Source organism: Agrobacterium sp. LAD9 (assembly GCF_003031125.1).
GTDB lineage: Bacteria > Pseudomonadota > Alphaproteobacteria > Rhizobiales > Rhizobiaceae > Agrobacterium > Agrobacterium radiobacter.
Map to the genome: position 1 here is coordinate 302,259 of NZ_PHGS01000016.1, position 12,593 is coordinate 314,851.

The 12,593-nt window shown below is 61.1% G+C and carries 12 protein-coding genes; 4 read left to right on the forward strand and 8 right to left on the reverse strand.

The genetic code is table 11. The features are described 5' to 3' along the window. Positions 1-112: 112 nt before the first annotated feature. Together DA915_RS18725 and DA915_RS18730 are read right to left on the reverse strand one after the other, a co-directional pair. The gene (locus DA915_RS18725) at positions 113-808 is read right to left on the reverse strand and encodes a tellurite resistance TerB family protein (RefSeq protein WP_020812108.1); all 696 of its coding nucleotides are present in this window, start codon (positions 806-808) and stop codon (positions 113-115) included. Between the two features lie 108 nt (positions 809-916). Continuing rightward, the gene (locus DA915_RS18730; protein ID WP_003505453.1) at positions 917-1,555 is read right to left on the reverse strand and encodes a 2-dehydro-3-deoxy-phosphogluconate aldolase; all 639 of its coding nucleotides are present in this window, start codon (positions 1,553-1,555) and stop codon (positions 917-919) included. 170 nt (positions 1,556-1,725) lie between these two features. Between DA915_RS18730 and DA915_RS18735 the strand changes: the two genes are divergently transcribed. The 3 genes from DA915_RS18735 to DA915_RS18745 all read left to right on the forward strand — a co-directional run bounded on the left by DA915_RS18735 (position 1,726) and on the right by DA915_RS18745 (position 4,226). After that, a complete protein-coding gene (locus tag DA915_RS18735; protein ID WP_020812106.1) occupies positions 1,726-2,214 on the forward strand; it encodes a CYTH domain-containing protein in 489 nt (162 codons plus the stop codon). After that, positions 2,198-3,106: a CHAD domain-containing protein gene (locus DA915_RS18740; protein ID WP_087746769.1), complete on the forward strand. Its 909-nt coding sequence runs from the start codon at positions 2,198-2,200 to the stop codon at positions 3,104-3,106. Before DA915_RS18735 ends, DA915_RS18740 begins: the two co-directional genes overlap by 17 nt. A gap of 175 nt (positions 3,107-3,281) precedes the next feature. After that, positions 3,282-4,226: a rhodanese-related sulfurtransferase gene (locus DA915_RS18745; RefSeq protein ID WP_107676890.1), complete on the forward strand. Its 945-nt coding sequence runs from the start codon at positions 3,282-3,284 to the stop codon at positions 4,224-4,226. A 137-nt stretch (positions 4,227-4,363) separates the two neighbouring features. Here DA915_RS18745 and DA915_RS18750 read toward each other — a convergent pair whose 3' ends face one another. From DA915_RS18750 to DA915_RS18780, 6 genes are all read right to left on the reverse strand, one after another. Further along, positions 4,364-6,607, reverse strand: a complete 2,244-nt coding sequence (locus tag DA915_RS18750; RefSeq protein WP_162696745.1) for a bifunctional diguanylate cyclase/phosphodiesterase — start codon at positions 6,605-6,607, stop codon at positions 4,364-4,366. A gap of 197 nt (positions 6,608-6,804) precedes the next feature. Then, positions 6,805-7,584 (reverse strand): MetQ/NlpA family ABC transporter substrate-binding protein, encoded by a 780-nt coding sequence (locus DA915_RS18755; RefSeq protein ID WP_003505446.1) that lies wholly within the window; start codon positions 7,582-7,584, stop codon positions 6,805-6,807. A 33-nt stretch (positions 7,585-7,617) separates the two neighbouring features. Continuing rightward, complete coding sequence (locus DA915_RS18760) at positions 7,618-8,286, reverse strand: methionine ABC transporter permease (protein WP_003505445.1); 669 nt, start codon at positions 8,284-8,286, stop codon at positions 7,618-7,620. Further along, positions 8,276-9,316 (reverse strand): methionine ABC transporter ATP-binding protein, encoded by a 1,041-nt coding sequence (locus DA915_RS18765; RefSeq protein WP_107676891.1) that lies wholly within the window; start codon positions 9,314-9,316, stop codon positions 8,276-8,278. The genes DA915_RS18760 and DA915_RS18765 overlap by 11 nt, the downstream gene beginning before the upstream one ends. 368 nt (positions 9,317-9,684) lie before the next feature. Continuing rightward, entirely contained in the window at positions 9,685-10,314 is a 630-nt protein-coding gene (locus tag DA915_RS18770) for an NAD(P)H-dependent oxidoreductase (protein ID WP_020009083.1), read from the reverse strand. A gap of 364 nt (positions 10,315-10,678) precedes the next feature. Next, the gene (locus tag DA915_RS18780) at positions 10,679-12,058 is read right to left on the reverse strand and encodes a GH1 family beta-glucosidase (protein WP_107676893.1); all 1,380 of its coding nucleotides are present in this window, start codon (positions 12,056-12,058) and stop codon (positions 10,679-10,681) included. Between the two features lie 358 nt (positions 12,059-12,416). On the opposite strand from DA915_RS18780, the gene DA915_RS28985 reads away from it, so the two are divergent. After that, positions 12,417-12,557 carry a hypothetical protein gene (locus tag DA915_RS28985; RefSeq protein WP_162996202.1) on the forward strand — a complete coding sequence of 47 codons (141 nt, stop codon included), beginning with the start codon at positions 12,417-12,419 and terminating at the stop codon, positions 12,555-12,557. Positions 12,558-12,593: the final 36 nt, after the last annotated feature.

Sequence of the window (12,593 nt, forward strand, 5' to 3'; positions counted from 1 at the left end):
AGTGGCGAAAGAGCGTCTTGCCGATCTCCCCACCTGTGGGGGAGATGCCCGGCAGGGCAGAGGGGGGTGAACCACACGCTCAAACCTTCGTGCCCAAGCCTAAAGCACTACCTCAAACCTTCGCCGCCACCACCGTCGCCTCGATATGGTCCACCAGCGCATCCGGCAACCCAAGTCGCCCGGCAAGAAGATCGAGATACCCCCGCTCCGCCCGCGTATCGGCCTCGATGGCAAGGCGCGAGGCGGTATAAAGCTCCACCTTCTGCTCTTCCGTGCGGGCGGCAGCCACCAGCGCGTCGATGTCGAGCGGATCGGCCAGTTCCTTCTCGAGGAACCGCTCGGCTTCATCATCGATGCCGGAGACCTGCACCTTGTCCATGATATTGGCGCGTTCCTTCTCATCGATATGACCATCCGCCTTGGCAGCCGCGATCATCGCCTGGATGAGCTTCAGCGCAAAATCATTGGAAAGGGCCGGCGATTGCGGGTGGAAGGCGGAATCTGTGGGCGGGGCGAGAAGCTCCGGCTCGGGTTTCGGCGCGGCTTCCGGGGCCTGACCGGACTTGTAATTCTTGTAGGCGAGATAGCCGAGGCCGGCGATGGCGGCGACACCGCCGATGGTGGCGACATTGCCGGCGAGCTTGCGGCCGGTCTTGGTGCCCAGAATTGCGGCGGCAAGGGCACCGGCCTTCAGGGGATTGTTTTTGGCGATATCGGCGGCCTGCCCGGCTCTGTCACGGACGCTTCCCGAAAGGCCCGGCACCTGAGAGCCGAGGAATTGTTCAAGAAGCTTCTTGGCGTCGAACATCAAAATCTCCTGTAAAGGTCAAATCTACAGGGGAGATAGGAAGTCGTGGGCCGAATACAAATGTCAAACCCGCTCACGCCTTCGTGAACGGGTTTGACAGGACGCAAATCAGGCGCGCAGTGCCGCGGCTTCGGCAGCAAGCTTGGTGATGCCCGCCCAGTCACCGGTCGCCACCAGTTCGCGCGGGGCAACCCAGGAACCGCCGACGCAGACGACGTTCGGCAGGGAGAGATAGTCATTGGCGTTCTTGAGCGAGACGCTGCCGGTCGGGCAGAACACGGTGCCGGCGAGCGGTGAAGACAGCGCCTTGAGGTAAGGTGCGCCGCCAGCCTGTTCGGCCGGGAAGAACTTCAGCACTTTATAACCCTCGTCGCGCAGCGCCATGACTTCGCTGGCTGTGGCCGCACCCGGAAGCAGCGGCACCTTGGAACCGCGCGCGGCTTCCAGCACGCTTTTATTGATGCCGGGGCTGACGATGAAGGTGGAGCCGGCTTCGGCCGCCGCTTCGAAATCCCGGGCGTTGAGAATGGTGCCAGCGCCGACATGCGCGCCTTCCACTTCCGCTGCAACCGCGCGGATGGCATCCAGCGCCGCCGGCGTGCGCATGGTGATCTCGATCGCCTTCAGGCCGCCTGCGACCAAAGCGCGCGCCAAATGCACGGCGGAAGCGGCGTCATCCACGATCAGCACCGGCACGACCGGCTGGAGCTTGAGGATGGAGAGCAGTTTTTCGGAGTCCTGGGCCAAGATGAGCCTCCTTGCGCGTTTGAAACGATTGAAATTCCGTCTACGGATTAGCCTGCCTCGGCTTTCATGTCGAGGCGCGCCAGCCGCATTTTTATCCAGATACTTCAATCAATTCGCTTCATCATAATGTCATATTGCGATAATCTGCAGCACCAGTTCGCGGAGACAGCATGGCCAAGGAAATTGAACGGAAGTTTCTGGTTGCAGGCGGTGAATGGCGTAATGAGGTAACGCATAGCATGGCTTTCCGGCAGGCATATGTCGCCTCGATGGAAAACCGTTCGGTTCGGGTGAGGATCGTCGACCAGCGTGACGCGACCCTGACCATCAAGATCGGCGCCAGCGCCCTTGTCCGCGACGAATATGAATATTCCATACCCCTCAAGGATGCCGAAGAGCTGATGGCAAGCGCGCCGGGCGTGGTGATCGAGAAAACCCGCCACACCGTCGATCACGGCGGTTTCACCTGGGAGGTGGATGTTTTCGAAGGGAAATATCACGGGCTGGTCGTGGCGGAAGTGGAAATGCATGACGAGAATGCCGATCCCGCTCTGCCGTCCTGGCTTGGCCGGGAAGTAACCGGAGACAAGCGTTTCTCCAACCAGTCGCTCGCCATGGACTGTCCGAACGGAGACCTGTCGGATGCCCTTCAGAATTGATCCGAAAAAGCCCTTCGACGACGAAATCCGTCGCGCCGGGCTGGAACTGATCGACGATACGATCACGATCCTGCGCGACCAGCCGTCGGGATCGCACGAGGCGGTGCATGACGCCCGCAAGCGGTTCAAGCGGCTGCGCGCCCTCTACCGCCTGATCCGCGAGGCGGCGCCGGATTTCGGCCGGGAGGAAAATGCCCGTATTCGCGATATCGCCCGCTCCCTCGCCTTTGCGCGGGATGCGACGGCGCTGGTGGAGACGGCGGAATATCTCGAGACCTTCGCGCGCTCGGACGCGCAGGGCGAAGCGTTGCGATCGATCACCGCGATGCTGCGCAAGCGCCGCGACGACGCCATAGAACATGAGGCCGGCCTCGACGAGGCCATTGCCGCCGCCATCGCCGGCTGCGGGGAAGCGCGCAGGAAGCTCGAGGCCCTGTCGCTGCCGGATGAGTTGAAAGACACCGCCCGGCTGATAAGAACCGCCTGGGCGAAACAGCGAAAAAGGGCACGCAAGGCGCTCACCGATTGCCACGAGCAGGCCGACGTCGAACATTTCCACGAATTGCGCAAGGCCGGGCAGGCCTACTGGATGCATCTCGGCCTGATGCGCCGCCTCTGGCCTTCCGCCATGCGCGCCAAGCGGGCCGATACCAAGCGGCTGGTCGACATTCTTGGTCACGAGCACGATCTTTCGGTTCTCGCCGCCGTCGCCGACCGCGAGCCGGACCGTTTCGGCAATGGCGAGCGGCTGGCTCTGCTGCTCGACGCCATCATCCAGCGGCAGCAGGCGCTGCGCACGGAAGGCCTTGCGCTGGCAGGCGAGGTGTTTTCCGAATCCGCCCGCACCGAAAGCCGCATCATCGGCCTGCTGTGGCGGCGGGCGGCGAAGTAGCCCAAACTTCTCGTTCGGTGCTCCCTCACCTCCGCCATTCCGGCTCAAGGCCGGAATGACGGAGGTGAGATCGGCCGGAAGCCCCCCCAAACTCTCCCGATTTGACGATTTTCAAAATGACCGGACCCGTTGATAAATATTGCTTTGCGGCCGCCGTCGCTGTATTTCAGCGCCCATGACCGACACGACCATTCTCCCCCGCCCGGAAACCTCTGGTGATTTCCTTGTGGCCGCGCTTTATCATTTCGCCCGCCTGCCGCGGTTCGAGAGCCTGCGCGAGCCGTTGTTCGAGCTCTGCCAGAAGAACGGCGTCAAGGGCACGCTGCTGCTTGCCGCCGAAGGCATCAACGGCACCATTGCCGGGCCGGATGCGGGCATTCACGCCGTGCTCTCCTTCCTGCGCGCCCAGCCGGAATTTGCCGCGCTGGAACACAAGGAAAGCCGTGCCTCGCACATGCCCTTCGTGCGGCTGAAGGTGAAGCTCAAGAAAGAGATCGTCACCATGGGCGTGCCTGATATCGATCCGAACCGCATCGTCGGCACCTATGTCGAGCCGCGCGACTGGAACGAGCTGATCTCCGATCCGGATACCATCGTCATCGACACCCGCAACGATTACGAGACCGCCATCGGCGTCTTCAAAGGCGCGGTCGATCCGAAGACGAAAACCTTCCGCGAGTTTCCCGACTGGGTGAAGAACAATCCCGGCCTGCACAACAAGCCGAAGATCGCCATGTATTGCACCGGCGGCATTCGCTGCGAAAAGGCCACCGCCTTCATGAAGGAACAGGGTTTCGACGAGGTCTATCACCTCAAGGGCGGCATCCTGAAATATCTGGAAGAGGTGCCGGAAGAAGAGAGCCTGTGGGAAGGCGCCTGCTTCGTGTTCGACGAGCGTGTCTCCGTTGTCCACGGCCTTGCCGAAGGCGATCATGAGCTCTGCCACGCCTGCCGCAACCCGATCACGCCGGAAGTGCGCCTGTCTCCGAAATTCGAGGAAGGCGTCTCCTGCCCGAGCTGCTACGACGACCGCAACGAAGAGGACCGCCAGCGGTTCCGCGACCGGCAGCAGCAGATCGAACTGGCAAAGAAGCGAGGCGAACAGCATCTGGGACGGTAAGCCGGGTCAGCATCAGAATGCACAGGGGCCGGGTTTCGATTGAGCGGGTGCCGCGTATTTCTTCTCCCCGCCGGGGAGAATAAAATGGGCGGCACTCTCAGTTGATCGAGAATTGCTGAAAGACATCGGTGCGCCTCTCACGCCCCCGCTCTCAGAGCAAATAACGGCGCATCCTGCCCATCCAGCATGTCGGTAATCTCCTCGGCTGCGACCGGCCTCGAGAACAGGTAACCCTGCAATTCATCACAGCCGCACAGATGCAGGATGGCAGCCTGCTCTTCCGTTTCCACGCCTTCGGCCGTGACCGGAATATCGAGCGACTTCGCCAGCGCCACGGTGGCCTGCAGCATTTCCAGAGACCGGCCGCCCTTATCGAGCGCCATGATCAACGAACGGTCAATCTTCATCCGGTCGAAACCGAAGCGGCGCAGATATCCGACGCTGGCGAAGCCGGCGCCAAAATCGTCGAGCGCAATATGCAAGCCGAGCTGTTTCAGCTTGTCGATGGCCGCACTCGCCCGCTCCGGATGCTGGATGAAATAACCTTCTGTCATTTCCAGCCGCAGCCTTTCGGGCGGTGTCTGCGTCGCGTCAAGAATATCCGCGATATGGCCGGAGAAGGCCGGATTGCGGAACTGCACGGGAGAGATATTCACCGAGAGCTTGATGGACGGCCATTGCTGCGCCGTCTCGCAGGCCTTGTGCAGGACGAGAAGGCCGAGCCGGTCGATCAGCCCGCTGGTTTCGGCAGCGGCAATGAAGATATCCGGCGGCACGAAGCCATATCCCGGCCTCTGCCAGCGGGCCAGCGCCTCCACCCCGGTAATGCAGCGCGTGGCGGCGCTGACGACCGGCTGATAAACCACCTGTATCTCGTCGTTCAGGATGGCGGAGCGAAGATCGGCTTCAAGCTGCAGCTTTTCCTCGCGCAGCGCATCCATCTTCAGTTCATAGGAAACGTAACGCCCGCGTCCGTTTTCCTTGGCCTGATACATGGCCATATCGGCACGCCGCAGCAATTCCTCGCCATTGATATCGCCGGCGCGGGAAACCGAGGTGCCGATGCTGCAGCCGATGCTCGCCACCCTTTCACCGATGCTGAAAGGCTCGGTAAAGAGTTCGAGAAGCGCCAGACACAGTTTTCGGCCTTCAGACCAGACGTCGTTGCCCTGGATGGCAATGGCGAATTCGTCGCCGCCGAGCCGCGCCAGGACAGCGCCTTCCGGCACCAGCACCCTGAGCGCCGCCGCCACACCCTTGATCAGCCGGTCGCCGGCGGCATGGCCGTAGGAATCGTTGATTTCCTTGAAACCGTCGAGATCGAGATAGAGAAGCTTGATATCCGTCTTGTCGTGACGGCCGTTGTCGACCATGCGGTTCAGTTTCGCAAAGAGACCCGCGCGGTTGCTGAGCCCGCTCAACCGGTCGCGCAGCGCTTCCTCCCGCGCTGCCGCCTCATCCGCTTTCAGCCGGTCCAGCGTGGCCGAACCGATGATGAGCAGCACGAGGAAAAACGTGCCGGCAATGCCAAGCGCGGTGAAGACCACCGGCCGCGCCTCATGAAAGCTGACATCCCCCGGCAGGTGCGAGCGCCAGACGAGCCGCGCCAGCACCTCGCCTAAGGGATTGACGATATCCACATGGTTGGCGGCAGGTCCGTCGCCATATTGCAGTTCCAGCCCCTCGATGACGTAGTTGCGGGCAAGCTTGTCCACCGTCGCCTGCTTGAGGTGACGGGCAAAAACCAGATAACGCCGCTCCGCATCAACCGGCGGCAGCGCCCCGGATTTCAGCCGCACGAGCGCGACACCGGCTGCAGCGATGCCATCGCCGGTTTTGACGAAACCCGTGACCTGCGAGGTGATGCCGGGACGCATGGAACGCACGCGATCGATCATTTCCTTAAGGCCGCCGGCGAAATAGGCGTTTGGCCTCCATGTCGCCGGCTTGCCGTTCTGATAGGCCATGCGGACCCTGTCGTCCTCGTCGATGATCACGGCAGTATCGAAAAGATCGTTATTGATCGTCATCTCGCCGTAATTGCTCGCCACCCAGTCAAAACGATCAGGGGCATAGACATATTCGGCGGCATCATCCCAGGCGGCGTAATCATTCAGCGTTGCGCCGAGCTGTTCGCGAAAGGTGACGAGAGCACCCGCCGTCGTCTCGCGCGAACGGGCATTGTCGAGCGAATTCGCCTTTTCACGCACCTGACTGAGGGCGGACAGGACCAGCGCGGTAACGATGAGAAGCACCAGCGCGAAGGTGGACAATACAACGCCCACGGCGGTTCTGCGCCCGACCGGCAAATAGTCCCCAATGTTGCGCGGCGCAATCCGCATAAAATCCCCTTCGAAAGCATCATCTTCCGAAGGAAACATTCAGAAGCCGTTAAACCGCATCGTGGCCACGCCCCAAAAAAACACGGGTATAAAACGACAGTCCGGCAGCGACTCTGAAAAATTCTTCCCTGAAATGCCCCGGGCTTTTCATGGAACACGGATTTGCGCCCGCCCGGAAACAAAAAACCTCCCCCGCGAACGGGAGAGGTTGTCATTTTTTACAGTGCCGGAGCGGCTTACCAGGACGGGATGACCGTGCCGTTGTACTTTTCCAGAATGAAGGCCTTCACTTCCGGGCTCTGGTAGGATTCCACCAGCGTCTTCACCCAGGGCTTGTCCTTGTCCTGCGCCCGAACGGCGATGACATTCGCGTAAGGGGACTTTTCGCTTTCGATGGCGATGGCGTCCTTCTTCGGGTTCAGGCCGGCTGCCGTCGCATAGTTGGTGTTGATGACCGAAGCGTCGGTGTCATCAAGCGAGCGCGGCAGCTGGGCGGCGTCAAGTTCGACGATCTGGATGTTCTTCGGGTTTTCGGTGATGTCGGCAGGCGTCACCTTCAGGCCGGCTTCTTCCTTGACCTTGAGAACGCCCTTGGAAGCGAGAACCAGCAGTGCGCGGCCGCCATTGGTCGGGTCGTTCGGAATGCCGACGGTTGCGCCGTCCTTCAGCTCGTCAAGGCTCTTCACCTTCTTCGAATAAACGCCCATCGGGGTGGTGATGGTGGTGCCAACGCTGACGAGATCGAACTTGCGGTCAGCGATCTGGTTGTCGAGGTAAGGCTGGTGCTGGAAGGAGTTGGCCTGCAGCTCACCATCGGCCAGCGCCTGGTTCGGCACGACATAGTCGGAGAATTCGATGATATCGATATCGAGGCCCTTGGCGGCCGCGATCTTCTTCACCTGCTCCATGATCTGCGCGTGCTCGGCGGGGGTGACGCCGATCTTGATGGTCTCGGCCAGCGCCTGACCGGCGGTGAAGAGAGCGGCGAGCGAAGCCGCGAGGATGAGTTTCTTCATGGGTGTCTCCTTGGGTTGTTATTATGAACGCAGTTAATTCTTGCGGGTCCGCTTGTCGAAGCTGCGCGCCAGCCTGTCGCCGGCGCTCTGCACCAGCTGCACCAGCACGATCAGCACCAGAACCACCGCCAGCATCACGTCGGGCATGAAGCGCTGGTAACCATAGCGGATGCCGAGGTCGCCCAGCCCGCCGCCGCCGACTGCGCCGACCATGGCCGAATAACCGATGAGGCTGACCAGCGTGAGCGTGAGCGCCAGCGTGATGCCGGGCTTGGCCTCCGCCAGAAGCACCTTTGTGACGATCTGCAGCGGGGTGGCGCCCATGGCGCGGGCAGCCTCGATCAGGCCCTTGTCCACCTCGCGGATCGCCGCTTCCACCAGCCTTGCGATGAAGGGCACGGTTGCGACCGTCAGCGGCACGATGGCGGCGCTGGTGCCGATCGACGTGCCGGCCACGAGGCGGGTGAAGGGAATGATCGCCACGACAAGAATGATGAAGGGCGTGGAGCGCGCCGCATTCACGATAAGGCCGAGGATGCGGTTGGTCATTGGCGCGGGAAACAGTTCGCCCTTGCCGCTGGTGGCAAGGAAAACACCCATGGGCACGCCGATCAGCGAGCCGACGATGCCGGCGACCGCGACCATGTGCAGCGTCTGCCACAGGCCCTTGAAGAGAAGGTTGAACAGCATATCAGGCGACATAACCGAGCACCTCCGTGTGAAGACCGGTCTCAGCATAAAAGCGGCTGGCGCGGGCGGTGACGTCCACCGAGGCCGGATAGGAAACGACGAGCGAGCCGAAGGGCTGGCCGGAAATCTCCTCGATGGTACCGGCGAGAATATTCACATCAGGACCAATTTCGGCGACGAGGCGCGCCGTCAATGGCTGGAACGCCGTTTCGCCGAAGAACACCAGGCGCACCAGAACGCGATCACCTTCCGCTGCCTGCGGCTTGAGACCCGAGGTGACCCAGTGCGGCAGCTTCACGCCGACCGAGGACGACAGCAGGCTGCGGGTCGTCTCGTGTTTAGGCGCGGTGAAGATATCGAAGGTCGTGCCTTCCTCGACGATCAGGCCCCTGTCGATGACAGCCACCTGCGAGGCGATGGTCTTCACCACCTCCATCTCATGGGTGATGAGCAGCACGGTGAGGCCCAGTTCGGCATTGATGCGCTTCAGAAGTTCAAGAATGGACTGGGTCGTTTCCGGATCAAGCGCCGATGTCGCCTCGTCGGAAAGGAGCAGCTTCGGCTGGGTGGCGAGCGCACGGGCAATGCCGACACGCTGCTTCTGGCCGCCGGAGAGTTCCGCCGGATAACGATTGGCCTTGTCCGAAAGCCCGACGAGATCGAGCAGCGGCGCAACGCGGGTTTCGATCTCCCTTTTGCCCATGCCGGCGATTTCGAGCGGCAGCGCCACATTGCCGAAAGCGGTACGCGACGACAAAAGGTTGAAGTGCTGGAAGATCATGCCGACGGAACGGCGCAGCGTGCGCAGGCTCTTTTCATCGAGCACCGCGACATCGACGCCATCAACGACCACACGGCCGGTCGAGGGCTTCTCAAGGCCGTTGGCGAGGCGGATCAGCGTGGACTTGCCCGCACCCGAGCGGCCGATGATGCCGGTGATGGAGCCTTTCGGCACGATGTAATCGATACCGGCAAGGGCTGCGAAGCCGGGCTTGCCGTCGGCGCCGCCAAAGGTTTTGGTCACGCCTTCAAACGTGACCATCGGCTCCTTTGCCGCCCCTTCCGGGACCGCCTGTTCTGAACGCGCGGGCGATGCCGCACTGGATGGAAAACTCATTGTGAACTCTGGGAATGCGTGACGGATCGGGTCTCAAAAAATCCTGTTGCGGTGCTGAACCGCTCTCTTCATGCAGCCTTTTGGCACATTCGATGACAGCTGATTTTCCGGGTCATTTCGTCAGGCTTTCACTCAGAAATGCCGGGGATCGGCAATTCGATGGCGCATACTTGCCTGCACACGCCACCTTTTAACAGGGATGTTTTTTCAATTATCTGAAAAGAGAGAAAAAATCTACCGCAAAGCCGCGTGTGCGGCCCTGCGGCAGTCAAGATTTCACGACGATATGAAAATCACACGCGGCTGGTGAATTCCTCGAGCGGGCGGCGGACCTTTTTCAGGTTCACCAGCCAGTCGCCTTCCGGTTCACGGTAGCCGAGCGGCAGAATGGTGACGGAGCGCAGACCCTTTTCACGCAGGCCGAGGATTTCATCGAGCTTCGCGGGATCGAAACCTTCCATGGGGGTGGAATCGACGCCCTCGAAAGCGGCCTGCGCCACGGCCATGCCGAAGCCGATATAGGCCTGACGGGCGGCGTGTTCGAAATTCACCTGCTGCTCGCGCTGCGGATAGGTGGAGAGTAGCATCTGGCGATAGGCTTCCCAGCCTTCATTCTTGATGCCGCGTTCTTCATTGACCAGATCGAACATGTGGTTGATCCGCTCTTCGGTGTAATTGTCCCATGCTGCAAAGACCAGCAGATGCGAACCATCGGTCACCTGCGCCTGGTTCCAGGCGATCTCGCGGATCTTTGCGCGCACTTCAGGATCGGTAACAACGATCACTTCGAAGGGCTGCAGGCCGCTGGAGGTGGGCGCTAGCCGCGCCGCTTCCACGATCCGTTCAACCTTGTCTTCAGACACGGCCTTGGAAGGATCCATTTTCTTTGTGGCATAACGCCAGTTGAGTTTTTCGATAAGCATGTTCGTTTTCCCTGGGAGGACCAGCCCGCCCTGCCCCTTGACCGGCAGAAACGGACGCTACGCCGTCGTAGCCCGCCTGACATAGGAGACGGGACGGCGCGTGCAAGCAGGCACCGCGCGGTAACCGGTAAAAAAGTTTGGAAAACTGATAATAAGGGAGCAAAACTTTATTGCAGAGAGCGGTGACGCATCGCCTGCTACCGGATGCGGCGCGTAAAGTTCATCCACGCCCGCCCCAACCCTCATTCCTGTGCTCGTCACAGGAATCCAGCCGACACGCGTCTGCGTGGCGAAAAGACTCCTCTCAGTCCAAGGACTTGGGCTGGCTGGATCCCTGTGACGAGCACAGGGATGGGGGGAAGCCTCACCCCTTCGTCACGCCATGGTTCCCCTTCGGAAAACCCGAGGCCAGCGCGCTGTACCACTTGCCGCTGTTCTTCAGCGTGCGCACCTGCGTGTCGTAATCCACATGCACCAGGCCGAAACGCATGCGATAACCCTCGGCCCATTCGAAATTATCCATCAGGCTCCAGGCGAAATAACCGCGCATCGGGTAACCGTCGCGGATGAGATCGGCAACGATGCCGAGGTGTTCGGCATAATAATCGAGACGCGGCTGGTCATTCACCTCGCCGTTTTCAACGCCCATATTGTAGCAGGCGCCGTTTTCGGTGATGTAGCATTCCGGCAGGTCGTAACGCTTGTAGAGCGTCTCCACCAGCGACTTGAGCGCCGGCGCGTAGACCTCCCAGCCGATATCGGTCTTCACATCGCTTATGGCGGGGGCCGGTGTGGTCGCGGGGAATTCCGCGCCCGGCGTCGCATCGTTGGCGACACGCATCGGCGTGTAATAATTCAGACCCCACCAGTCGAGCTTCTGGCTGATGATGGCGAGGTCTTCCGCCTCCACGACAGGCATGCGGTCACCAAGCGCTTCCATCATCTCGGCCGGATATTCGCCCTTGAAGACAGGATCGAAAAACGCGCCATTGTGGAACTGGAAGGCCCGCTCCGCCGCCTTGAGATCGGCGTCGCTATCGGAAGCCGGGATGACGGAATGGGCGTTGAGCACCAGTCCCACCGGCACCTTCGGCGCGACATGGCGGGATGCCTCCACGCCGAAACCGTGGGCGAGGTTGATGTGGTGCATGGCGGCAAGGGCCGCCTCCATGTTGCGTTCGCCCGGCGCATGGATACCGTAGAGATGGCTGAGCCACACAGCGCACCAGGGTTCGTTGAAGGTCGCCACCGCATCCAGCCGGTCGCCGAGGCGGGCCATGACGGTCTTGGCGTAACGCTGGAAGGCGTGCGCAGTGGAACGCGAGGCCCAGCCGCCGTCACCCATCAGGGTCAGCGGCAGGTCCCAATGATAAAGCGTCGCATAGGTCTTGATGCCGCGCGCCTTGCAGCCATCGACGAGGCGGTCGTAAAAATCCAGCCCCTTCTCGTTGATCGGACCGAAACCATCGGGAATAATGCGCGGCCAGGCGATCGAGAAACGATAGGCCTCGACACCCATGTCCTTGATGAGATCGAGATCCTGTTCCCAGCGATTGTAATGATCGCAGGCGACATCACCATTGTGACGCCCAAAGACATGGCCCGGCATGTTGCAGAAGGCATCCCAGATGGAGGGCTTGCGGCCATCCGCCCTGGTGGAGCCTTCGATCTGGAACGAGGCAGTCGCGACGCCGAACAGGAAGTCGCCGGGGAAACGGGCTGCTAGCGTTTTTGGATCGGTCATCGGAGAGGCCCTTGTCGTCCATCGGGTGTGAAAAGATCTGCAGCGGTTTAGACCATGCCGCCTGTGAGGTACAGCCGGGCCGCAAAGAATCTACAACGTTTCAGGCTGCGCAGTTAACAAGTCCAAAGCGCTTTGCATGCGCCAATGCCGCCGCAGCGGTTTGCCGGCGGCGAAAGACATCGGCCCGGCAAATGCGGGGGAAATGGGAAGTGGTGGAAGTTGTTGCATTCACCGGGCCGCCGCATCGGGACCGCAATCGCGGCCCCTCGGTCACAGTCTTTTCACGGCACCTATCCGATCAGCCCTTCCCGCCTCTGGCCCGGCGGGATGCCTTTCAAAAACACGGTCTGCCAGAACCATGCTTGTCGATGCCGGCAGCCGGTTCGCGAAAGGCGCCGCGCGTCTCGCCCTTCCGTTCCGGTTGCGGGAGAATGATGCGGCGGAAATGGCTGATGGGGACGGACGGGAACGTATTTTCTTGGAAGCTGCTGAAAAGTGAGGAGCGGTGGCGGAAAGCCTTCCCCGCTTTGGGTGG

Bases quoted from the DNA above. Each gene is read 5' to 3' on its own strand.
- DA915_RS28985 (WP_162996202.1), top strand. From the start codon at position 12,417: ATGCTTGTCGATGCCGGCAGCCGGTTCGCGAAAGGCGCCGCGCGTCTC.
- DA915_RS18765 (WP_107676891.1), bottom strand. From the start codon at position 9,316: ATGGTCACGTTTGAAGGCGTGACCAAAACCTTTGGCGGCGCCGACGGC.
- DA915_RS18740 (WP_087746769.1), top strand. From the start codon at position 2,198: ATGCCCTTCAGAATTGATCCGAAAAAGCCCTTCGACGACGAAATCCGT.
- DA915_RS18780 (WP_107676893.1), bottom strand. From the start codon at position 12,058: ATGACCGATCCAAAAACGCTAGCAGCCCGTTTCCCCGGCGACTTCCTG.
- DA915_RS18755 (WP_003505446.1), bottom strand. From the start codon at position 7,584: ATGAAGAAACTCATCCTCGCGGCTTCGCTCGCCGCTCTCTTCACCGCC.
- DA915_RS18725 (WP_020812108.1), bottom strand. From the start codon at position 808: ATGTTCGACGCCAAGAAGCTTCTTGAACAATTCCTCGGCTCTCAGGTG.
- DA915_RS18760 (WP_003505445.1), bottom strand. From the start codon at position 8,286: ATGTCGCCTGATATGCTGTTCAACCTTCTCTTCAAGGGCCTGTGGCAG.
- DA915_RS18750 (WP_162696745.1), bottom strand. From the start codon at position 6,607: ATGTTTCCTTCGGAAGATGATGCTTTCGAAGGGGATTTTATGCGGATT.
- DA915_RS18770 (WP_020009083.1), bottom strand. From the start codon at position 10,314: ATGCTTATCGAAAAACTCAACTGGCGTTATGCCACAAAGAAAATGGAT.
- DA915_RS18745 (WP_107676890.1), top strand. From the start codon at position 3,282: ATGACCGACACGACCATTCTCCCCCGCCCGGAAACCTCTGGTGATTTC.
- DA915_RS18735 (WP_020812106.1), top strand. From the start codon at position 1,726: ATGGCCAAGGAAATTGAACGGAAGTTTCTGGTTGCAGGCGGTGAATGG.